General features: G+C 52.9%; 23 protein-coding genes and 2 pseudogenes. 12 read left to right on the forward strand and 13 right to left on the reverse strand.

The window, feature by feature from the left end; translation table 11 throughout:
- Nucleotides 1–392 precede the first annotated feature (392 nt).
- A complete protein-coding gene (locus tag JMJ04_RS41265) occupies nt 393–1,031 on the reverse strand; it encodes a hypothetical protein (RefSeq protein WP_201376232.1) in 639 nt (212 codons plus the stop codon).
- Nucleotides 1,032–1,435: 404 nt separating this feature from the next.
- On the opposite strand from JMJ04_RS41265, the gene JMJ04_RS41270 reads away from it, so the two are divergent.
- Both JMJ04_RS41270 and JMJ04_RS41275 read left to right on the forward strand, forming a co-directional pair.
- On the forward strand, nt 1,436–1,630 hold the full coding sequence (locus JMJ04_RS41270; RefSeq protein WP_201376233.1) for a hypothetical protein: 195 nt from the start codon (nt 1,436–1,438) through the stop codon (nt 1,628–1,630).
- A gap of 83 nt (nt 1,631–1,713) precedes the next feature.
- Nucleotides 1,714–3,357: a GGDEF domain-containing protein gene (locus JMJ04_RS41275; protein ID WP_201376234.1), complete on the forward strand. Its 1,644-nt coding sequence runs from the start codon at nt 1,714–1,716 to the stop codon at nt 3,355–3,357.
- 238 nt (nt 3,358–3,595) lie between these two features.
- Here JMJ04_RS41275 and JMJ04_RS41280 read toward each other — a convergent pair whose 3' ends face one another.
- Nucleotides 3,596–4,297 (reverse strand): type 1 glutamine amidotransferase domain-containing protein, encoded by a 702-nt coding sequence (locus JMJ04_RS41280; RefSeq protein WP_201376235.1) that lies wholly within the window; start codon nt 4,295–4,297, stop codon nt 3,596–3,598.
- 1,024 nt (nt 4,298–5,321) lie between these two features.
- Here JMJ04_RS41280 and JMJ04_RS41285 point away from each other — a divergent pair.
- From JMJ04_RS41285 to JMJ04_RS41305, 5 genes and pseudogenes are all read left to right on the forward strand, one after another.
- Complete coding sequence (locus JMJ04_RS41285; RefSeq protein ID WP_201376236.1) at nt 5,322–5,522, forward strand: hypothetical protein; 201 nt, start codon at nt 5,322–5,324, stop codon at nt 5,520–5,522.
- Nucleotides 5,519–6,223 carry a hypothetical protein gene (locus tag JMJ04_RS41290; RefSeq protein ID WP_236039056.1) on the forward strand — a complete coding sequence of 235 codons (705 nt, stop codon included), beginning with the start codon at nt 5,519–5,521 and terminating at the stop codon, nt 6,221–6,223. The genes JMJ04_RS41285 and JMJ04_RS41290 overlap by 4 nt, the downstream gene beginning before the upstream one ends.
- A 202-nt stretch (nt 6,224–6,425) precedes the next feature.
- On the forward strand, nt 6,426–7,250 hold the full coding sequence (locus tag JMJ04_RS41295) for an alpha/beta fold hydrolase (RefSeq protein WP_201376237.1): 825 nt from the start codon (nt 6,426–6,428) through the stop codon (nt 7,248–7,250).
- Nucleotides 7,251–7,329: 79 nt separating this feature from the next.
- Nucleotides 7,330–7,977: pseudogene (locus tag JMJ04_RS41300) on the forward strand (IS1634 family transposase); the annotation flags it as partial.
- 568 nt (nt 7,978–8,545) lie between these two features.
- Nucleotides 8,546–10,237, forward strand: a complete 1,692-nt coding sequence (locus JMJ04_RS41305) for an ABC transporter ATP-binding protein (RefSeq protein WP_420799588.1) — start codon at nt 8,546–8,548, stop codon at nt 10,235–10,237.
- Nucleotides 10,238–10,458: 221 nt separating this feature from the next.
- Here JMJ04_RS41305 and JMJ04_RS41310 read toward each other — a convergent pair.
- Nucleotides 10,459–10,605, reverse strand: a pseudogene (locus tag JMJ04_RS41310) (RNA-guided endonuclease TnpB family protein); the annotation flags it as partial.
- 344 nt (nt 10,606–10,949) lie between these two features.
- Between JMJ04_RS41310 and JMJ04_RS41315 the strand changes: the two are divergent.
- Nucleotides 10,950–11,321 carry a hypothetical protein gene (locus JMJ04_RS41315; RefSeq protein WP_201376239.1) on the forward strand — a complete coding sequence of 124 codons (372 nt, stop codon included), beginning with the start codon at nt 10,950–10,952 and terminating at the stop codon, nt 11,319–11,321.
- A 245-nt stretch (nt 11,322–11,566) separates the two neighbouring features.
- A complete protein-coding gene (locus tag JMJ04_RS41320; RefSeq protein WP_236039064.1) occupies nt 11,567–11,818 on the forward strand; it encodes a winged helix-turn-helix domain-containing protein in 252 nt (83 codons plus the stop codon).
- A gap of 48 nt (nt 11,819–11,866) precedes the next feature.
- Here JMJ04_RS41320 and JMJ04_RS41325 read toward each other — a convergent pair whose 3' ends face one another.
- Both JMJ04_RS41325 and JMJ04_RS41330 read right to left on the reverse strand, forming a co-directional pair.
- On the reverse strand, nt 11,867–12,439 hold the full coding sequence (locus JMJ04_RS41325) for a DinB family protein (RefSeq protein WP_201376240.1): 573 nt from the start codon (nt 12,437–12,439) through the stop codon (nt 11,867–11,869).
- A 182-nt stretch (nt 12,440–12,621) separates the two neighbouring features.
- Complete coding sequence (locus tag JMJ04_RS41330) at nt 12,622–13,383, reverse strand: dienelactone hydrolase family protein (protein WP_201376241.1); 762 nt, start codon at nt 13,381–13,383, stop codon at nt 12,622–12,624.
- A gap of 348 nt (nt 13,384–13,731) precedes the next feature.
- Here JMJ04_RS41330 and JMJ04_RS41335 point away from each other — a divergent pair, with 348 nt between their 5' ends.
- From JMJ04_RS41335 to JMJ04_RS41345, 3 genes are all read left to right on the forward strand, one after another.
- On the forward strand, nt 13,732–14,127 hold the full coding sequence (locus JMJ04_RS41335) for a hypothetical protein (RefSeq protein WP_201376242.1): 396 nt from the start codon (nt 13,732–13,734) through the stop codon (nt 14,125–14,127).
- Nucleotides 14,128–14,323: 196 nt separating this feature from the next.
- Nucleotides 14,324–14,911 (forward strand): PadR family transcriptional regulator, encoded by a 588-nt coding sequence (locus tag JMJ04_RS41340; protein ID WP_201376243.1) that lies wholly within the window; start codon nt 14,324–14,326, stop codon nt 14,909–14,911.
- 11 nt (nt 14,912–14,922) lie between these two features.
- On the forward strand, nt 14,923–15,384 hold the full coding sequence (locus tag JMJ04_RS41345) for a PNPOx family protein (RefSeq protein WP_201376244.1): 462 nt from the start codon (nt 14,923–14,925) through the stop codon (nt 15,382–15,384).
- A 344-nt stretch (nt 15,385–15,728) separates the two neighbouring features.
- Here the strand turns inward: JMJ04_RS41345 and JMJ04_RS41350 are convergent, their stop codons facing one another.
- The 8 genes from JMJ04_RS41350 to JMJ04_RS41385 all read right to left on the reverse strand — a co-directional run bounded on the left by JMJ04_RS41350 (nt 15,729) and on the right by JMJ04_RS41385 (nt 21,768).
- A complete protein-coding gene (locus JMJ04_RS41350) occupies nt 15,729–16,478 on the reverse strand; it encodes a DUF2182 domain-containing protein (protein ID WP_201376245.1) in 750 nt (249 codons plus the stop codon).
- Between the two features lie 114 nt (nt 16,479–16,592).
- A complete protein-coding gene (locus JMJ04_RS41355; RefSeq protein ID WP_201376246.1) occupies nt 16,593–17,321 on the reverse strand; it encodes a DUF899 domain-containing protein in 729 nt (242 codons plus the stop codon).
- Between the two features lie 166 nt (nt 17,322–17,487).
- On the reverse strand, nt 17,488–17,778 hold the full coding sequence (locus tag JMJ04_RS41360) for a hypothetical protein (protein ID WP_201376247.1): 291 nt from the start codon (nt 17,776–17,778) through the stop codon (nt 17,488–17,490).
- Nucleotides 17,775–18,500: an SDR family NAD(P)-dependent oxidoreductase gene (locus JMJ04_RS41365; RefSeq protein ID WP_201376248.1), complete on the reverse strand. Its 726-nt coding sequence runs from the start codon at nt 18,498–18,500 to the stop codon at nt 17,775–17,777. Before JMJ04_RS41365 ends, JMJ04_RS41360 begins: the two co-directional genes overlap by 4 nt.
- Nucleotides 18,501–18,742: 242 nt before the next feature.
- Nucleotides 18,743–19,129: an ArsR/SmtB family transcription factor gene (locus JMJ04_RS41370; RefSeq protein WP_201376249.1), complete on the reverse strand. Its 387-nt coding sequence runs from the start codon at nt 19,127–19,129 to the stop codon at nt 18,743–18,745.
- Between the two features lie 75 nt (nt 19,130–19,204).
- The gene (locus JMJ04_RS41375) at nt 19,205–19,666 is read right to left on the reverse strand and encodes an SRPBCC family protein (protein WP_201376250.1); all 462 of its coding nucleotides are present in this window, start codon (nt 19,664–19,666) and stop codon (nt 19,205–19,207) included.
- 169 nt (nt 19,667–19,835) lie between these two features.
- Nucleotides 19,836–20,603: an SDR family NAD(P)-dependent oxidoreductase gene (locus JMJ04_RS41380; RefSeq protein WP_201376251.1), complete on the reverse strand. Its 768-nt coding sequence runs from the start codon at nt 20,601–20,603 to the stop codon at nt 19,836–19,838.
- Nucleotides 20,604–20,880: 277 nt separating this feature from the next.
- Complete coding sequence (locus tag JMJ04_RS41385; protein ID WP_201376252.1) at nt 20,881–21,768, reverse strand: SDR family oxidoreductase; 888 nt, start codon at nt 21,766–21,768, stop codon at nt 20,881–20,883.
- Nucleotides 21,769–21,830 lie beyond the last annotated feature (62 nt).

The following is a 21,830-nucleotide window of genomic DNA, read 5'->3' on the forward strand; positions in this document are numbered from 1 at the left end:
TCCTCATTGCTCATTGTACTGCTGCTGGGCACCTCAGTCTTTTTTTAAAAGGAGAACTGCCAGCAGCATCCCCTCCTTCTTTCTTCTACAAAACCAGGTCAATAACAAAATGAGTGCTTCCTTTCAAACTGTGGATCTCTTTACTGGGCGTTCCTTCTCCAGCGAATACGCGGTGATCTGCTTCTCAGGAGGCGAAGCTTTGGCCCGTTCTGAGAAGTAATGATATATCTACCACATTGCTGCATCGCTCGCTCTAGAGCAGTTCTGGCTCTTGTTCCATCTTTGTTTACAGAGCATGAAGCACTCGCTGGCGCAGGAGGGAGAATTCCGCCCGGCCATAGCCCATCCGCTTGATTAACTTCAGTTTATTAACCTTGCCTTCAACGAGTTCGTTACCACACGCGGAACCCGCCATGGCTGGCCGCACGACGCAGGTAGTTGATCCAGTCGCCCCACCACGTGAAAGCGGGAGGCTCGACGCCATCGGCGATGCAGGCATCGTAGGCAGCCAGGGCTGCAGACAGTTCGTCCGGGGTCACCAACCATCCATCGTTCGAACCGAATTTGTACGCCGGGATGCCTGTCGGTATCTCGGCCTGCACATCGGTGATCCTGGCTTCCGCCGTGCTCAGCGGAGAGGGATACGGGTCGCTCTTCCCATCCTCCCTCATGCCTTCTGTCACCCCAGAACCAGTTCGGCGGAAGAGCGCCTTCCAGATCTGTTGCGGGGAAAACGGGATAAACAGGTTGGGGCCTCTCAGACGCGTGCACGTTGGGAACGGCTCGTGCATGGTCTCTTCATCGAGCATGCCAAAGGCGAGCATGGCATGACACGCGCGGCCATGCCCTTGTTGGTGAGTTGGAAAGAGTTGCGCCTGGGCGTGGCCGCCTCCTCCCGCGCGGCTTCCTCGGCTGGCTCGTGCTCCTGAGACTTCTTTCGGGCGAGCAGGCGGAGGTCCACCCAGCTGGCCATAAGCGGCCACCCCGGCTGCTGCTGGCTCGACTGCTGTGGCAGTCAGCTCTCTCGACATTTCCAACTATACCGTCTGTTCGCTCCAGTGTCCAGGTCCGCGCTTGCCAATGGGATAACTCACTGTGGCTCCTAACTGCTTTGCTGCCTTCAGGCAGGACCCTCGATTCTGGGCCAACACGCTGGGAGCCAAATCCGAACACTCTTTCCCCCATCAAGATCATGTTGAGTTCCTCGGCAACCTCAGTGCGCAACCCATGGGCAGATCCGAAATGTGGCCCGATATTGCCACCAAACATGAGCATTTGCCCTGAATGTTGAGCAACGCACCTCTGGATGGTTAGGCCCCCATCTAAGGTACCAGCATTGGGCGTTGTACATAACGCAATGCTTCACGTTGCTTATCCAACAACCTATTGATATCCTGAGAAGAGAGGATTTTTCATCCGATTCCAGGAGAAACACATGCACGACCTTCTCGCACTTGCCAAGGCCGCACATGGCGGCCTTGATCGGACGATTTTCTCCTGCGTCGGCACGACTACCACGTTGATGTGGCAGGTGGTTTTCCGGCGGCGCAATATATCTACGCCATTGTGGAGGCCGGGGGGCTCCGCTTTCCGGCCAAGCGCCATGCGTGTGTGTGTGGGCCAGGTCTGAAACCAATTCGCGATCTGCTGATGGTCTCGATCGATCTGAGTCATTTCAGGCTCACGGCCTAATGCATTAGGTGAGAAAAAGACATGCATGATATCGAGATACCTGTTCCTACTCCATACATCTCCTGGCGTCTATTTGTGGGGCTCCTCCTGGGAAGCCTTGTCTTGGGAGCTTTCTCTTTTCTCAGGCCGTTCAGACTGACGTTTGGTGGCCAACTCCTTGACGCCTTAAGCGTCTTGTACGCGCTGTTCCTGGCGCTCATGTGTTTTCGCGGCTCATGGGGGCAGCTTCGCATGTCCGGTCCCCCTGGGACTGGCACGCGGACCGGAGGGAATCTCATCCCGGTTCTGTTGGGTATGACCACGTTGTGGGCTGCGCTTGCACTCCTTGGCTGGGTGTCCGAGACCATGTGGACCCAGCGGGCATCGACCTATCCTACCCTCTTTCATGTGCTCGAATTGGGAGTGTATCCGTTCTTCATTGCGGCGGTTCTGCTTCTGCCCTCGCCAAACCTCTCCCGGCTCTCGCGCCTGCGGATCCTGCTTGATAGCTTGATCATCCTAGCAACGGTCGTGACCCTCTATTGCTATGTGATCATGATTCCCATGCTTTTCGAGCCCAGGCTAACATTCCTGGAAAAGACCTTGGGGATTCTCTTCGTCACCGCCAACCTGGTGTCGCTCTTTTGCTTGCTGTTCGTCGCCTTCCAAACGGTCCATGTGGGTATCCGACAGGTCATCGCTCTGCTCACGCTGGCCATGGTCATTTTCCTGGTTGGTAAGGTGGTGGTCTATCACTATCTCTTGCATTCGACAGAGGCGAGCCTCACGACCGGACCAACCCCTGGCCTGCTTGGAAGTCTCACCCTGATCGCTGCGGCAGCCCAAAGGATGCGGCGCGTGTTGAGCCAGGATGCGCCTTTGGAACGTGGTCCTGCGGTGTTGTTAGAGGAAACGGAGGTCTTTGCCCGGTGGAAAACCTGGCTGGTGCCTATCCTGGTACTGATCTTTGCGCTACTGCTGGTGTCTCTCGCGATCCAGCCCGCCAATGCGTACACCCCCGCGAGGTTACAGGTCATTGAGTTTGGGGGCACCAGTATTCTGATTGTGCTGGTCCTGCGTCAGGTGCTAGCAACACACGAATTGAACAAATTGAAGCGAGAGCTGCGAGAGAAGAATGCGCAGTTAGACACGTTGGCGGCTTCTGATCCCCTGACCGGCGTGCTCAATCATCGGACGTTAGTGACCAGACTTGATGAGGAAGTGGCGCATGCCAAGGCCCAGCAGACGCCGTGCTCCGTCCTGTTCATGGATATCGACCACTTTAAAGCTATCAACGACCAGTATGGGCACGCAGTGGGAGATCTGGTCCTGTGCCAGGTGGCCAGACGAGTCGCCTCGATCTTGCGCTCGGAAGATTGTTTGGGACGGTGGGGCGGCGAGGAATTCATAGTGATTTTGCCAGGGCAAGATCTACGTTCGGCGCACGAGGTGGCTGAGATGATTCGGATGCAGGTTTCACAGCAGGTGGTTGCCTCTGAGAAAAATCTGCGTGTGGCCTGTTCGCTGGGGATTGCGACCTATCCTCAGACGGCGGCTTCGCGTGATGACCTGATTAACGCAGCCGATCAGGCCATGTACGAGGCCAAGCATCTCGGACGCAATCAAACATGTCTGGCGAAGTTAAAAAAGGACACGAACGTTGTGTCAGATACCGGAGAAGGATAAAACGGAACAGATGCCTCACTTCCTACACGAGAGTTTGTTGGAACCCGCACCAGCATACTCCCTTCCTAAAAAGCTAAACGGATTGACCAGGAACTCGGCAATTGTACATTTGGACGGTCATTGAAGGCTATGACTGTCCAAATGTACAATTGCCGAGCACTAGAGTTCGCATTTACAGAAACGATTTAATTGGCTCTTCACTTAATGCGCATGGGATGGATGAGGAGATGCCCCAGCTTTATGCCGTCGCTTCGGATTGACCAGAGCGAAGTAACTGCAATAACGCTTCCGCAGCTGGACCCGAAGATGATGGATTCTGACCCGTTACCAGTTTGCCATCAATCTGCACATAAGGCGCAAAAGGTCTGGCTTTGCTATAGATGCCGCCTCTCTCCTTGAGCTTATCCTCTAGCAGAAATGGTACTACTGTAGTCAGGCCCACAGCTTCTTCTTCCTCATTGGTAAATCCTGTCACGTGCTTGCCTCTGACTAGGGGCTGACCATTAGCATCATGTACATTTATGAATGCGACAGGTGCGTGACAGACGGCTGAAACCGGCTTATTGGCTTTCACTAGGGCCTCAATTAGCGCGATGGAGTGCGGGTTGTCTGGCATATCCCACATCGGACCATGACCGCCGGGATAGAAAACGGCATCTAAATCGTCCGCCGATATATCAGCGAGCTTACTGGTATGGGCAAGTTCTGTTGCCGCCGCAGAATCGGCGCGGAAGCGTTTCGTCGTTTCCGTCTGGTTTTCGGGCAGGTCGCTTTTCGGATCGAGTGGTGGCTGCCCGCCTTTTGGTGAAGCGAGTGTTATTGTGACGCCAGCATCTTTCAGGACATAATAGGGTGCGGCAAACTCTTCCAGCCAGAAACCGGTTTTCTTGCCAGTGTCGCCGAGCTGATCATGGGAGGTAAGGACCATCAAAACCTTCATTGCAATCCCCCTTAGCTAGAAAACGCTATTAATCTTCTGTATTGTGTACATCATCGCAATAGAGCAGATGTTCGATGATACACAGTCGTATGTGGACGGCGAGCGGATCAACTCGCTTCAAATGAACTGATCCGCTCACTTGAAGCGAGAGCGGGGCATTGGTGCTCTGTGCAAGACTCCCGGTGTCGGGTAGGCTAGACCCAGTGGGGACGATGGCGTAGCAGTGCGCCCACGCCTCCCATTGCCTGAAGGACGGGATGGCCTTCTACGGACTAAACCTGGGCACCCGTATTCGCGACCCGGCGCACAAGCTCGCTGCGTTGCTTCTCGTCCAGCGGGATATCGTTCGCCAGTATCAGGATATCGGCCTGCCCATGTTCGCGCGCCAAGCGTTTCCTGCATCCTACTTACCGCCAGCCCATGCGCGTCACAGGCGAAGATGACAACCCCTTGTAACCAGGGCTCGGCGTGGTGTTTTCAAGGTAACGTTGAACTTTTTCCGCATCCTTGCGAAAGCCATCTAGCGCGGGATGACGAGGCAACGATGTTCTCTCAATCTCACGTAACATGTTCCTGAGTACAGGGGTAGATGTGCGCCCTCATGGCTGTTTCCCCGACATATGCGGACTCATATCCAGGTAGACACTTAACACCTGCACTCCATCAGGTTCAAAGGCAGCGAGTTTGTGAAAACAATCTAGCATTCACCACTTTCCTCCCTCCAAACGTTTAACGTTTGCCATTAACGGAATGTAACTCTACCGCATCCTTAACTATTGCTTCTGCAATATGACACTGATTTAGCCTAGGTTGATTATTTTTCCCTATTTCGGGCCAATACTGATGCGGAACGTGAATTTAGCATGTAAAACATAGCTAGCAAGAGTTACACAATGTTATGATTGTCCTCTACTTCCACCACCCTTCATCTTCTTTCAAGAGATCCTTTCTGTCATCTTTTCCACACTTTCTGCCTATGCTCACGAGTTGCGCTGAGCATCTTCAATCCTGGGCAATCCCATTCATGGCCCTTTTTGGACGCGATCGCTTGCCAGCCCGTGCGACGCTCAGCCGTTTTCTCGCCGCGCTGGATCAGAGCACAGTCGATTCTCTGCGTACGCTGTTTCTCAACGATCTGCTGGCTCGCCCTCTAGGAAAAGAAGAGCAGTCAGGCGGGCTGTTCGACTGGCAGGGGAGCCATTACCTCGTCTATGAATGTTTGTGACCCAGCTCCCTCAGAGCGCGTTCGCGGCGAGTGATGTGGTGACGCTGTATCTGCATCGCGGTGCCTTTGAAACGGCGCTCTCCGATGAAGACCAGGAACAGGACCCCGCCCGTTGGGTCAGCCATACAGCACCGGGCCAGGAGTGCTGGCAAATCATCTCCCAGTGGCTCTGGAATCTCCGCTTGGAGTCGGGCCATCAGCTGCATCCTGATCCGGTGCGCACCACCGAGTTTGCTCCTGCTCTCCCATCTGCGCACAAGGAAGCTCCCACACAGGCTCTTGTTCAGGGGTACGGACCGGCAGAAGTCGCTCTGCCCTGGAAAGCGGGCCGCTTCTCTGGGCAAGACTTTGCCCTCCAACCAGATGGGACTCTGCGTTGTCCAGCAAGCCAATCATTGGTGGCACACGAGCAGCACAGGGAAGCTGATAGTAGCTTGCGCGTGGTCTATGCAGCCAGCATCCATAGTTGCCGTCCCGGTCCGCTACGCGAGCAGTGTCAGTGGAATGGCCTGGAGAGACTGGAGTCGACGGCAACATCGACGTGCCTGCTTGAAGCATTGTACTCAGCGCTTCGTCAAGCTCGTTGTCCACTTCGTGGGTCGGGCGAGCAGATCAGCGAAGCAGTGATCAGCCCAGTCCGGGTTGCCGTTGGATCGGATGAGCTGGAGGAGCTTGATCGACCCTGGAAGATCAAGGGGTAGCCACAGGGCGTCAGCGTAGCTGGCCCATCCTGGGTACGGGCTCGCGGTACAAGCACTTCTGCCTCACTACTGAGCCATTCCAGGCGTGATCCTTCCACGAAGACACATCTAGACAGAGACATTTCGATCTGCTAACCTGAAGAAAAAAATGTTAAGCAGGCAGCATTCGATTGTCACTCATATGGAAAGCGAGAAAGCTCCTTTGGCTGATGTTCACCACACAACGGGCGAAGCTTGTATCAATGGAACCCGCATCTTCTACGAGATGACTGGAGCTGGACATCCCCTTGTCCTCGTTCATTCAGGAATGACAGATCGGCGTATGTGGGATGAGCAAGTGCAGGTTTTCGCGCAACATTACCAAGTTATTCACTACGACATGTGTGGCTATGGCAAATCATCTCAAGGAACTTCACCTTTTTCTCACGCACAAGACCTCTATGGTTTGCTCACCTTCCTTGGCATATCCCACGCTTTTTTGGTGGGGTGCTCGCTAGGAAGTGTCACAGTGATCGACTTTGTGCTCCAATACCCGGGTATGATTGATGGTCTTATCCTGGTGACTGCCACACCTGGTGGGTATGAATTTACCTATGATGGTGAACTTTTCCCCCTCTGGAATGAGATTGAAGAAGCGAGACTTCGTTCTGATGCCATGCGAGGCTGTGAAGGGCAGCTCCGACTCTGGGTTGATGGCCCTTATCGCTCCCCTGATCAAGTCAATCGTCTCGTACGAGAACGAGTGAGAGCCATGAATATGATGATTTGGGAGCGCAATTTTGAACATTCAGAGGATGAACAGCCCCTGGAGCCCCCAGCCATCTCTCGGCTCAAGGAAATCGGTGTTCCTACTCTTGTTCTCATCGGGGATTTAGATGATCCTAACGTCGTCAAAAGTGGCGAACTGTTGGCTGCCGAGATTGTGGATGCCACGTGTATCATTCTCGCTGGCACTGCTCACTTTCCAAACATGGAGCGACCTGATGAATTCAACCATCTTGTGCTGGATTTTCTGCCACGCTCTTAGTTGAAAGCTCCTAAATAGCCTTTTAGAGCCTGTACGATTGTGAGAGCGAGGAAAAAGGAGAAGCCAAACGCGAAAGCATGTGCTACACGTTTTGATCAGCGAACACGAACATGTGCAGCCTGTGCGAGCCTATCGAGGACGCCTGAGAGAGGAACGCCGCGAGATCACCTTCACGCTGATTGTTACCCGCGACGAGGAGGCGATCACCGAGGCGCTCTCACACCTGAGCTGGCGCGTGTATGCCACCAATCAAGAGGCGAAGCACTTGAGTCTGGAACAGGCCGTCGAAGTCTATCGCGATGAATATTTGGTGGAACGCAACTTCAGCCGCCTCAAAGGCCATCCTTTGAGCCTGGCTCCCTTGCATGTGCAACGCGATGATCACCGCATTGGGCTGGTGCGCTTGCTCACCCTTGCGTTGCGGGTACTGACCTTGTTGGAAGGGGTGGCCCGTCGGCGTTTGGCCGAACAGCACGAGGAACTGGCAGGTCTATTTGCAGGCAATCCCAAACGCCGCATCGCTCAGCCCACTGCCGAACGGCTGCTGGAGGCATTCAGCAGTATCACCTTGACAGCCATGTCTGCTCCTGGGTTGCTCCAGCGGCACGTCACGCCTCTTTCTTCTCTTCAGCAGCAGATTTTAACCCTTCTGGGTTTCTCTCCTGCGATCTATGTTCGGCCCGCCGATGATTCGTCATTTCGGCCTACCATTGAAGTTGAACGGTGAGAGCGTAGTTGACCGGGTACTTCCCATATGATATCATCGCCCTGTACGTTATTGTCTTTGGCGTGTCTTTCTTCGCGCCGCCAGTTCAGAAAGGAGGTGCAGTGATGCTTACAAGCGCATATCGCGCAACATCGATGCCTGACATGAAGGATTGGAGTTCCATCGAGGATGTTCTGAGAACGTAGACGCTGAGATAGTCTTTCGTGTTCTACTGTTCTCGCTCATAAGCAAACATGTCCTCTTTTCGATCTCCCTGAGCCATATTTCCGTTTCAGTGATCTGGCCTTTCACCCTCTTCCCTCTCATGCTGGTGTTCTCTGTCGCGCATCCTCACCCCTGACTCCGCTCGTTTGTTTTGGGTTGGAGCAGGATTACTTGTGCCATTTTGCGCTTACCGAATACCATTTTGAGGAGCATCACTTTGCATTCAACCGATTCGATGACGAAAAAACCGTCGGCTCAGCCCTCGACGAAGCGTCTTCCCTTGGCCAGAACTGGTTCCAAATCCGGCGCCACCAAGCCAGCTCGTACACGCGGCAAAAAGTTTTTGTCGTACTACAAACCGTACATGGGTCTGTTTTTCGCGGATATGGCCTGTGCATTGGTCGTCTCAGCGATTACACTGCTGCTCCCGTTATGCGCGCAATATATCACGCAAAACATCTTAGGAGGCAATTCGCCCCACGAGCTCCATGACATCTATCTAATGGGCGCGTTCATGCTGGCGCTGATTGCTGTCCATACACTGTGTACCATGTTCATCGACTTTCAGGGGCATATGATGGGTGCCAGGATGGAAAGTGACATGCGTAGCGAATTGTTCGAACATTATCAGAAGCTCTCGTTTAGCTTTTATGATGAACAAAAGACAGGCCAACTCATGACCAGAATTACCGACGATACCTTCTGGCTGGCCGAGTTATATCATCATGGCCCTGAGGATATCGTCGTGACCCTTTTGACCGTCACTGGCGCTTTTATTATCCTCGTGAAGATCAACGTTGCGCTTACCCTCGTTATTTTTCTCTTTTTGCCGATCATGACTGTCTACGCGCTATACTTCAATAAAAAGCTGAAACACGCGTTACGTAGCAGCAAGGATAGGATTGGCGATATCAATGCGCAAGTTGAAGATACACTGGCAGGCGTCAGAGTGGTCAAATCGTTTACCAACGAAGAGTTTGAAAAACACAAGTTTGCCCACGCCAATCATCGTTTTCTCACCAGCCGCAGAGATGGCTATAGAAGTGAGGCGTATTTTTTCGGCGGCCTGGGTGCGTTTGCCCAACTCATTACCATCACTGTGATCGTTTTGGGCGGCATCGCTATTGTTCACGTCTCCTTGAATCTGGCGGATTTGCTGACCTATCTCTTATGTGTCGGCATCCTCATCGACCCCATTCGAAAATTAATCAATTTCAGCAGGCTCTATCAGGATGGCATTACCGGATTTCAGCGGTTTATGGAGATTCTGGAAATAGAACCGGATCTGCAAGATGCAGCGAATGCGCGTGAACTGACACGAGTGCGAGGGAAGGTGGAGTTTCAAGATGTCAGCTTTAGGTACAAAGAAGACTATAAGGATGTTGTGAAGAACCTCTCGCTGAGAATACGAGCCGGGGAATACGTTGCCCTGGTCGGGTCTTCCGGCGTAGGCAAAACGACGCTCTGCTCGTTAATTCCGCGTTTCTACGAAGTCAGCGCGGGAAAGATCCTGCTGGATGGGCATGATATCCGCGATGTTACCTTGCGCTCATTGCGCAGGAATATCGGCATTGTCCAGCAAGATGTCTATCTGTTTGCTGGGACGGTCGCAGACAATATTCGCTACGGGAAGCTTGACGCCAGTGAGCAAGAAATCATTCACGCGGCCAAACAGGCGCACGCGCATGATTTTATTATGGCGTTACCAGATGGGTATAACACAGACATTGGTCAACGTGGCGTCAGACTCTCAGGCGGGCAAAAGCAGCGGCTGAGCATCGCGCGCGTCTTCCTCAAAAATCCCCCGGTTATCATTTTTGATGAAGCAACGAGTGCGCTAGACAATGAAAGTGAAAAGGCTGTGCAGGATTCATTGGAGAAGTTAGCCGACAATCGCACAACGCTTGTCATCGCCCATCGTCTGTCAACCATTCGCAATGCTCAGAGAATCGTGGTGTTATCTGAGACCGGGATCGCTGAGCAGGGGACGCATGCAGAACTCATCGCCCTGAATGGCGTCTATGCGAACCTGCACAACATGCAAGCCAAAATATGAGACCAAATCTTAGATTCTGACCGTTCACTTAAATTTTTGGGCATAAAAATGGTATTCCCCACTTGCGGCCAAAAATGCCCTTAAAATAGTGCTCATTCCCCACTCGACAATACTGCTTGAGGTTAAGACCCAGCTTCTTTGGTCAAAGTGCGGATTGATCGTAGCCCAAACGTTCAAAAATCAGGCGTCTGAGAGGGTAATTCTCAAAAACCGCCCGAAAGTATCGAGGTCTCGATGCAGGGCAAGTGCTCAATCTCATCCTCAACCAGGATGCTGATGAAGTAGCGATTGGCACAATCTTTGGAGATGGTCACACTCGAAGGGATTGCCCCATCTGGCAGAGGACGCGACCATCTGATCTCGAGGAACTGACTCTTCGCGCTTGTTACCATTTCTCCCATTTTGGCCCCTTTCAAGCCTATGTAGAAGAACTCGTAGACACATGGCTCCCCACATAGAGTCTGCAAGAGGCATCCAAAGTATACAGATGTATAAGAGCGCTTCAGGAGACCAACAAAATGCGCCAATATGAGCTATCTTACCCGTTTACTGTGCAAAATACACTGTGTATGAAAAAGATCATAAGCTACAATCGTGCCATGAAAAGGAACAGTTGCCTTTTCATCAATGAAGAATCATGAGACGAAGGAACACCCCTGGGTAGGCAAGAACCTTCTGGTAAAGAACACTAAAACAAAGGAGATTTTTTCAAATGGCAGAGAATATTTGTCTGATGCTTACTGAGGCGACTACGACCAATGCGCTAGTCAGGGTTTTAAAAATGGCCGTAGCGGCAGTCGATCTGAACAAACGAACCGTCCTCTACGTGGATGGACGCTGGGCAGAACTTGCCAGGGCAGGCGAATTTGAACAACGTGAGCGCGAAATGAAAATGCTTTACAAGCTCTCGGCGGTGGAACTGTTTCGCCATTTTCAAAACGCTGGCGGTCAGCTTTGGATTTCTTCGTTCCACGTCCAGCAGATGGATCTTGGCAAACGGCCTCTCGTCGCGGGCGCAACGGTTGTCGATGAAAAAACACTGCTGACCTTTCTCACGCAGGGAACAGTTGTCCTCAACTTCTAGTCTTTCCAAGAATTATCAAGGTTGTTTACATGACCATGAACGATTGAAAGAAAGGCAGAAGCAACACAAGGATCATCAATAGCATACGTCTTTCGCCTTATTTACTATAAACTGCATAAAACAGCAGAAGTGTTCCAGGGATGCCCCGGAACACTTCTGCTTATCTGAGACAGATGTAGCTACCCCGCATATATGAGACGTAGCCTGCTTATCTCTCTATGGTCCTTAGAAAGGAATCCAGTTCAATGGAAGAACAAATGCTGCGTTTGACGCACATCGAGTGTACCTTGCTGCTTACCCTCATGAGTGAAGGGAGGAAGGTACTCACCCATCAGTCATTGCTCCATGCCGTCTGGGGCGCAGGGTATCATAAGGAAGTCGACTATATCCGTGTCTACCTGCATACCCTGCGCCTCAAACTCGAAGACGATCACGGGGGTAGGATATTGTTTCCGCCAGCCATGTACTCCTGTTATGTCTGGAGCTATGGGGTCTAGTGACTGGATGCTCAAAGGGAAAGAACCTGGGCAAGCAAACTGGTCAAGCTATTCTGAAATGGAACTCCTGTTCAGCCCACGTGTCCCTTGTTCTGCCTGCCGGTGGAGTCCTTCCTCAGTCCAGGAGGTATGTATGGTTGCATGAGTGGCATTGGTAATCAACACTCCGCCAATGGTTCCATCGGCCCAGGGGGCCCCAGGGACGGGCTGTGCAAGCTGCTCGTCGGTGAGTTGCTCAAGCAGTTCCAGGCTTTGCTGGCGTGTGGCAGACAGGTCGGCGAAGATCTCTTCCAGGCTGTCATCAGCGTGTTCTTTGGCGTAAGCCTGGTTCTGTCGATGAACCCAGGCAAGCACTTCGTCCCGCTTCGTTGTGCCTATTCTGGTGTTAAAGCCAAGTGGGTCTGGGTCCCCCTCGATAGTTCGACGGATCATCCCTTGAAACTGTCGCTCGATAAACGCGAGATGCGCAAGATGATCTTTAGGCCGCCAGGGCGGGCTACCAGGGAACTCATTCTCTGTACACGGGCACTCCAACTCTTCGGGTGTCAATGCCCGGAAGTGAGTGAAGAGTTGCTCGTGTGAACGACGAAGGGCATCGCGAATTTCTGCGCGCGTTGGCATGTTCACCTCCAATACTTCTACGTGATACAGTATACTCAGGAACGTTATCGGACACCTTATGCGCAACGAGAAGATGTGCGTGGCGCAACACGTCATTGGCGCTCTTCTCTCTGACGAAGACTGCTCTCAATCTCATGGGAGCAGTCTTCATCAGCAACATCCCGTCTCTCGTGATCAAAGCCTTAGTGATGGGCTGCGATAAAGTTCTGAATCTGCTTCCAGGCATCCGCAGAAATGGCTGCATACTCGCTGGCAAGTTGATCAAAGAAGCCATGAGGAGCACCCTCATACACGATGATGTGATTCTCCAGGTCCCTTGCGCCGAGCCTCGCTTCGAGCGTTCGCACAGTTTCTACTGGAATGTTCTGATCCGCGCTTCCAAACAGGCCAAGTACGGGACACGTTATGTTCTCGACCTGATCCAACATGGCTCCTGCTTCAGGAAAGACCTTCGGCAGACCCCCATAGAAGGAAATCACCCCAGCAAGCTCAAATGCTTGCTGCGTACCAGACAAGAATGAGAAGGCCCCACCTATGCAAAAGCCAACCGGGAAGGTCGCTTCTCCCTTGTTCCCTTGTTCGCGTAAATAGTCAAGCGCAGCCCTCACATCCAAGAAGAAGGTTTCCAGTTGCATGTATTGGATGTGTGGCATCCATTCAAACCCTTCATGACGTGAGGTTACCCCTGCTGTACGTCCAAAATAATCAAGGGCAAGAGCCGGGAGACCAATCTCGGCGAAACGCAGAGCCAATTCTTTGTAAAACTGATGCAAACCACGAACATCAGGATAAATGAGCACCTGACCTTTTGCCGGTGCTTCAGGACGAGCAAAATAGGCAGCAAAATGATTGCCATCAGCAGCGGTCAAGACGATATCTTCACCATGCGCCTTTCCAGTGGCCCTTGCTGGCAACGGAGGGCGAGCGCTGTCATCATAACACATGACTTCTTTTCTCCTTCTCAACAAATTGAGAGATGGTAACATCTGTGATCAAGACAGAAGGGATACATACCGGCACTTGACATGTCAATTTCTAAAGGTATTGGTCGCAGCAAATACAGAGGAATTTCTAAAGGTATTGGTCGCAGCAAATACAGAGGAAGTGAGCAAGTGTGGTTCAGACCAAGATAGGAGGAAATGTGAGGAGTTAGCTGCCGCATTGAGACAACTGCACAAACATTCACCCTTTCCAATGAAAGGGTGACCCCCACATTGTCTATTTCATCAGCGAGCTTCAAGGGCTGGTTTGACATTTTTCCTCTCTGATTTTACCACAGATTGCGAGTTGGTATGATTATCGGCAATACCCTGATCGCCGCTGATGGTCATACGGTCCTCGCGAATGAAAACAGTGTCCCGGATCACAATCAGGTGTCAGTTCTGCACATCGTGGTCTCAACAAAAGATGGCACTGTGTTGGGTGATACACACAGTGGGAAGCTCATAGTAGGGTCGAGTGCATTTCAAAATACCGACAAATACCGAGAGGCCCATGCCTTCTACGTTAACACTGACGGGATTATCGACAATCCCCAGCAACTAGATATTCATCTGAAGATGGAGGTTGGCACAGGCGCAGCTTTCCGCACGCCGCACGTGCTAGGTCGACTACCTTCGATTTCTCCGTCCCTTTCCACCCAGAAGGGCTTATTAAACTGGGGCTTTTTGCCAGATGTCTACTTGTAGATGCGCGGCAACAAATTATGGCGCGAGACCCTGATACTGAGTCAGAGAAGCAGTCCATTCAGAACAGAAAGCTTCCACGAAGTAGAGATCTCGACTGAGTATTGGGCGGCAATTTTCCCTTGACAGAGAACCGTCTTTGAGATATGCTCATCTTATTAGTTCTAATAGAACGTTCTAATAGAAACAAGAGGATGACATGTATGAATTGCTTGTGCTGGCTTTGTTAATGAGGTGGCCTTTACACGCCTACTTCATTGCAGATATCACCAACAGTATCATGGGACCCTGGGAGAAGATCAGTCGGGGATCGCTCTCAGGACTGCTGACAAAGTTAGAAAGTCGAGGGATGATTGAGCCGGGAGATCCAGCGCTGGTGCCATTCCCGCCCACGCGATCGGCGCGAGTCTTCGCCATTACTGTTGCGGGCAGGGAGCGCTTTTTCCAACTCATGATGGATACCACATCAAATCCTGGGAACTATCAGCGCATTTTCCGTCTGAAAGCGCTGCACCTGGAGTTTCTGCAACCCAAGGATCAGCTCTTCCTGGTAGATCACTACCTCTATTACTGCCAGACAGCCGCACACTATATGCGTGAGGAAGCGGAGGACATGAAAGGAAATTCCATGAAGCGCGATACGTCAAGCAAGTGGTTAAGTACGACGGCACTCGATCTGATGGCGACAGTGGAAGAGCAGTGGGAGCTCGAGCGAGCATGGGCACAACAACTGAAGAAGCGCATCACCGCGGGTGAGATCTCTGGCGAAACATCCACACTGTCATGAAAGGAGCGCAAATGTCCACTCAACCTACCTTACCTCAATGGCTCAAAGTTATGAATCGCTTGATTATTGCCCTCAACCATCTTGGGATTGGCTTTGGGACCTGGTATATCCTTTCCATACCGGGCCGCAAGACCGGGAAAATGCGCAGCACACCAGTCTCGGTGTTGCACGTGAATGGCCAGCGTTACGTGGTCACTGGCTTTGAGACGCAGTGGGTGAAGAATGCCCGCAAAGTTGGATGGGGGACGCTGCGACGTGGCTGGAAGAAAGAGAAGGTGGCTGTGGTCGAACTACCTGTCGAAGAGCGAGGGCCTATTTTGGGCGAATTTCCCCGCCAGGTTCCACATGGTGTTAAATACTTCGAAAAGCTGCTCAGCTTGCCCGGTGATCCAGAAACCTTCGCAGCGGCAGCGCCACGCTGTCCCGTCTTCCGTTTTGATCCGCTGCCTCAAATTACGCGCGATGGACAATGAACTGCTCGCCTGTAGCGAACTAGAAAAAAGTGCCTCTTTGAGAAGGAAGAACAAACTCCAATCCCTCAAGGAGACCCTCTATGTCCCATAGGTTGCGCAACGAGATGGTGCATATCCCATTTGCTCAAAAAGCGGGGGTGGGGACGCCGCCTGTTCTCAACGGAGGCTATAGAAGCCTCTTTTTTTGGATTTTGGAGGCTGGATTTACCTGGAGTGGAAAAAGGGCTTCTGCTCCGATTTTCAGATACAAACGCATGCAAGTATACGTTTGTATCTGAAAATCGGAGCAGAGAGGTAGGTGCTCCAGTCACGCGCCATTATCCTCTCGACATTGCGTACAAACATTACATCCCTGCTCCATTCATAAGAAGCATAGCGGGCAAAATGATCACGAGCATGCCATAGAGAATCAAGGCCAGCGCCGTGAATTGGGCGATGCGCGCTCCCAACGGAAAGCATTTTTCCGCGAAGATCAGGATCGAAAGCCCCATCATGGCTGCGATGTTCATGATCCCCAGGGGGAAAAGAAGGACGAAGAGCAACCAGTAACTTACCAGGCAATAGATGCCATACTTCAACCCCATCCGAAAAGAGGCGGAGTATCCTTTCCCGAGGATGAAATCCTGAGGTACGCGGCATTTCGCCAGGCAGTCACGCTTGAGGGATGTCATCTGGTAGATTCCAGCCAGTACGAGGATGCCACCACCGATGCGGGCTGCGTTCATCATGATCCAGGGAACCTGCTGGGCCAGATCTGATGCGACGAGAGCGCCGAGATACGCGAGCCCTCCGAAGAGAGTCCAGACCAGCAAGTACGCGCCAACGAAGACCCACAGGGGCGCAAAGGCGGCTCTCTCGCTTCCCATGTCACGCTGGACTCGTGCAACGGCCAGGATCACGGGAAGAGCAGAAGGAACCATCATGGCTGCCATCATCACGACCCAGATCGCCAGGAATGGCGCGGCCTCCATGCCCATGGTCAAACCACCGTCCATCCCCTGTGTTGTCCAGGACTGCCAGATCAGGATCGCCCACGATGCAACAACCAGGGCCAGCAGCGTGAGGATAACAGTACGTTCTCGTTGTAATCTCATATTCTCCTTCCTCAAGGAACGCTGTCGCACCTTAATGCACTTTAAAAATGGAATCAGGAATCATTTGTGTATGAACATAAGGGCGCGGCAGCTCCCAAACCAGTGTCTGTGTGTTCAGCTCTTGTATCTGTCGTGGTATCGAACCCAGGCCTGTGTGAATTCCAGGCTCTCCTCATCTCGCCCTTTCGGAACCAGATCGAGATAGTTGTAAGCAGCGTTCAGCATATCGATTCCCCGCGCGTGGCACGAGTAGGTGTGAAAGATCGCGCCGCTCTCGTCTTTGTAGAACACGCTGGCCCCCTCACGATCCAGGGAGCCGGGATTCGTTTTCACATAGTTGTAGAACGCCGTCCCACTGCTGGCTTCCTCCGAGGTAAATGACGCCTGATAGTCGTAGTTGAAATCGTTGTGGAATGAGGAAACCCATTTGAAGCTCCATCCCATTCTCTGTTTGAACGGCTCGATTTTGGTCAGAGGTGCCCTGGAAATGGCCACAAAGCTCACGTCCCGCTGCTTGAGGTGCCCCACACTGCCATTGAACGAGTCGGCCCAGAACGAGCAGCTCTTGCACCCTTCATCCCATTCGGGAGCAAACATAAAGTGATAGACAATCAACTGGCTCCTTTGTTCAAAGAGGTCGGCCAGGGTCTGCTGGCCGTCCGGTCCCTCAAAGACATACCGTTTGTCCACCTTTTCCCAGGGAATGGCACGCCGCTGCCGGCTCAATTCGTCCCGCAACCGGGTGAGCTCCTTTTCTCTGGCAAGCAGAGCTTTTCGTGCGGAAAGCCATTCCTCGTGTGAAACAATGAGATGATTTTTTATGTCGTCTGAATTGTTTTTCATGTCCTTGCCTTCTCTTGTTCGTGTCTGTCTTCTGTTCAGAAACAATGCCCCGGGCTCTCCAGGGGCCTGTTCTGAACCATGCCCCCGGATCAACGTTTCATTTCTGATACCGAAAAACGCTGCTCATCGCAAAACGAGCATACAACCGTATCTCAATACGTCTACTCTACATGATGAAAGCTCGAGCGAAGTGGCGAACCGAATGCAGATGCGTTGCATCAGGGAGACAGATCACGAGTTCCTGGACACCAGCAGCCTCATAGGCTGCTAGACGCTGGCGAATGGTCTCCAAGGTGCCAATGAGGGCATATGCCCCAACATCTCCAGGGAACACGGCACCCGCCCATCCTGGGATCAGAGCCCTGGTCCGCTCATCGGTCTCACCAATGATACAGAGTGTCAGGGCTGTACGATGAATGCTCTCGTAGTCTCGCCGGGTGGCTGGCAATTTGCTCATGACTTGTGCTCCTCTACAGCTACGAGGGTCGCATTCTGGCGCTCAAGCTCCTTGACCGCACCGCTACGCCAGCTTTCTGCCAAGGACCCAGACATGGGGTCGGGAAAGATTTCTTCCTCTCCCTTCTCCACTCCGTCGAAGATAGCTCGCGCGACGGACTCTGGAGAGGCCTTCGGTATGTCCAGAGATCGGGACATTTCGGTATCTATGGGTCCAGGTAGGACGGCTTGAACGCTTACGCCCTGTCCAGCCAACAAAGCGCGTAGTGATTGTGTCAGGTTGAACGCGGCTGCCTTTGCGATTGAGTAAGGCGGAACGACCGGCAAGGCGGCCAAGGCTGCCACGGATAGGACATTGACGATGGCTCCCTGAGAACGAGTGAGGAGCGGAAGGAAGGCCTGGGTCATGTCATATGTGCCGAAGAAGACGACGGCGAGATGCTGTTCGATCGCGGTCCGATCGCTCAAGTCGTCAGAAAGCGCAATACTGGCATTGTTGATGAGGATATCAAGGGATTTGACCTTCTCGATCGCTTCCTGAATCTGGGCCGCATTCGTTATATCCAGGGTCAAAGGCGTGACGCACTTATCTAAATGTTCCATTGGTACACGCGCACCGGCATACACCCGCTTCGCGCCTCTCCTCAAGGCTTCCTCAACCAGTGCCTTCCCAAGGCCGCGATTGGTGCCTGTTATCAAAATTGTTTTGCCTGTGATGTTCATAATGATTTGTACTCCTTCTTTCCTATTCCTCTTGAATGCGGGATGACTCATGGTTCTCTCCTTGCAAGTTACAACGAGATCTATTCTCTTGGCAGAGAAAGAAAAAAACTTCTCTGACCTTGCTCTCTTCCAAATGCAATTGAGATCGTTCTATGTTGTCATCCTGTGATAATGGTGTATTGTAAAATAAGGGTTCTTCCCTGCCCGAAAAGCTTGCAACAAGCTGATTGAGCAATGTTCCATTACGACATCTCCTTTTGGGTATTCGCTCTGGCATTGGTTTCTTGCTCCTGCGCGGAGGATGTGCCTGGTTCCTCAAGCAGATAGCTCCGCAGAGCAGCAAGACGCTGATCCCATTGGGCTTCAATGGCCCCAATCCAGGTCGTGACGGCCTGCAATGCCTCTGGCCGTGGCACATACCGCCGCTCCCGACCCGTCTCGCAGGCCGTCACGAGACCAGCCTGCTCTAAGGTCACCAGGTGCTTGATGATTGCTTGACGCGTGATGGGCAAACGGGTGGCAAAGCTCGCTGCTGTCCCTGAGCCTTCTTCGCATAATTGTTGAAGCAAGAGACGACGCGTGGGATCAGCCAGAGCCAGAAAGACTCGCTGCGTCTGTGAATCGCTCATCACCTGTTTCTCCTCTCCTCTGGGCGAGATGCTCTTCCGCATCACCTTCAACAAGTAAGCACCTTCGGGCCAGGACTATACGACTTCCTGGCTCTGGAGGTAGGCATGCAACCCGTTCAGGCACTCTTGCCAGCCATCAGAGTTGTCGCGATAGGCTTCCTTTGCTGGAACAGGCTGAGGCAGGGAAGCAAACCCCGACTCGACCAGCGTCAAGAGGGTCCCTTCGGTTCGTTCTTCCAGGGTAATTTCCACCAACGTACTGGGTGCGGTGGCAAACGTGAGCCTGGGATGGCTAACAGCATAGGAAGGCCAACGAAAGGCAAAACGCTGCTCTGGCTCAATGACCTCGATCACGCCAGGATAGGGGCATGGTTCATTTTCCCAGGTAAATTGGATGGCACCACCTACGCGAAAATCCATGTCACTCACCACCCCAAACCAACGGGCAAGCTGTTCTGGTTTCGTGACGGCATCCCAGACACGCTCACGCGGGACGGGCAAAAGCATGGTTCGTTCGATACGATCAGAAAGAGTCATTGGGTCTCCTCTCAGGTAACGCAAAATGCGCAGTCTTTTTTACATAGGCAACCCGAGGGTTGCCTATTAGAGAGTGTACCAGAAAAACCCGCGATGGGCAACTCCAAAGTTGCGTTTTTCCAGGGATATCAGAAACAAGAGCAAGATTCGAGAAGTGGTTGGAGCGGACTTACGATACCGGTTTGACCCCTGCACCAGAAACCAGAAACGCCTTTCCTGCTCTCTCTTGCGGATCGCTTGCACACTCGACAACCGCACGGGCGACGTCCTCTGTTGTCGGCGCCGCTCTCATGTTTTCGATAAAGTCGGCCGGTGAAATGCCCAGAGAGAAAGCGTAGGCTTCGACCCCCACTCTTCCCAGCTCGGTCGTAGGCATCATCCCTGCGGGCACCAGCGCCAGGAACCACAAACCAGGATGCAAGCGATCGGCTTCCTTCTGAGCATACTTCGCCAGAAACATCTGCATGCGCTTGGCTCCTGCATAGCCGCCTGAAAGCGGCGAATCCCCCATGGCCGCGCCGCTGGAAATGAGGATCACGGTCATCCCCGCAGGCAGTGGTGAGGTCAAGGCGGCCTGAGAGAAGAGCAAGGACAGCTTCACATCGCTATTCCAGTTGCGGGAAAAGTGCTCCCATGTTTGCTCCACCAGGGGTGCCATATGAGGGATAGCACCCGCGCAAATGATGAGGACATCTGGCGCAAGCGTCTCAAACACCTTTGCAGGAGCACCCTCCTCCGTCGCGTCCAGCGCGAGGACCTGTACACCCGGAAATGCCGCGGCAAGTTGCTTGAGCGGCTCGGCTTTTCGCGCAACGGCAAGCACCTGCGCGCCCTCAGCATACACCGCAGCCACAATGCTGCGCCCCAGCCCCCTGCTGCCTCCGATGACGACCACATTCTTGTCCCGTAAACGCCGTGTCTGACTTGATTCATTCATAGCAAACTCCTTTTGAACCTCCTGGTATCCTTTCGTAAAAAAACATGTATGGGCTTATTATCTCTTTCTCTCCTGGAGCCTCGCTCCTCTCGCTTGAGACGAGCGTCAGACCGAGCCGGGTGCTCTGACAGAGCACCCCATGCAACGCAGTCTGAACGAGCCTCGATCCAGAAAGCAAGGTCGTTCCAGCAGCCTGATGCTCGATCAAGCGTCTATGGCCCCGACTTCACGGCTCAACCACGTCAAATTCCGAAAAGCCCTCTTTTTGAGCCATTCCCTACGCTCCTTCGAAGCGGTCCGATTCCCTGCGAAAATCGGTGGCATGGCGACGCGCAAACTCGGCGAAGGTGGTGGGACGAATGCCCAACGCGATGTGCGTCTCAGGATGCACCACTTCTTCACCATTGCCCTCCCGACGCAATCTTGACTGCACATCGAGCGCGTCTACGACATAGGCGGGAATGCCTGCCGCGAGCTGTGCTCGCTTCCTTTCTTCCGGAGAGACGTTGACATACCGTATAGTCTTGCCAATGGCAAGGGAGATCTGTTCGGCAATCTCTGTCATGCTCAGTGCTTCTGGACCCGACATCATATAGGTCTTGCTCTCATGCCCTGGTGTGGTCAGCAGCGCAAAAGCGGCTTTCGCGATGTCCTCCAGATCCACGGGGGTGAGCTTTGCATCCTCGAAAGGAAGGAAAAACGCACGTTCGGTGACGATGGTGGGCACTTCCCGCAAATACTCCGTCATGAATTGGCTGGGACGCAAGTAGGTCCAGGCAAGCTCGGAGCGTTCGAGATAGCGCCCGATTTCTGCGTGCATCCGCGAAAAGAGAAAGGGCGAATCCAATGACGTCGTCACGCCGGAAAGCTTGACCATATGGCGAACGCCCGCCTTTTTGGCGGCATCGATGAACGTACATTGAGTCTCCACCATCTGCTGGTTGGGAGAGGAGATCAGCAAAACGCGGTCTACCCCAGAGAGCGCGTTTGCGAGCGTCTCAGGGCGCAGCATGTCACCTTCCACAAGTTCTACCGTGGGGAATGCCTCTAATGCCTGTGCCTTCGTACGACTTCTGACGAGCGCCCTGACAGGGGCGTGCACTCGTGCGAACTCACGAATGACAGCAGAACCGGCCAGGCCATTTGCACCTGTAACAAGAATCATGATATCCTCCTCGCCAGCAGGGTTCGCATGGTCTAGGAAGAGAGAAGTGCCTCTGTGATTCG

It is taken from the genome of Ktedonobacter robiniae (genome assembly GCF_016587375.1).
GTDB classification, from domain to species: Bacteria; Chloroflexota; Ktedonobacteria; order Ktedonobacterales; family Ktedonobacteraceae; genus Ktedonobacter; species Ktedonobacter robiniae.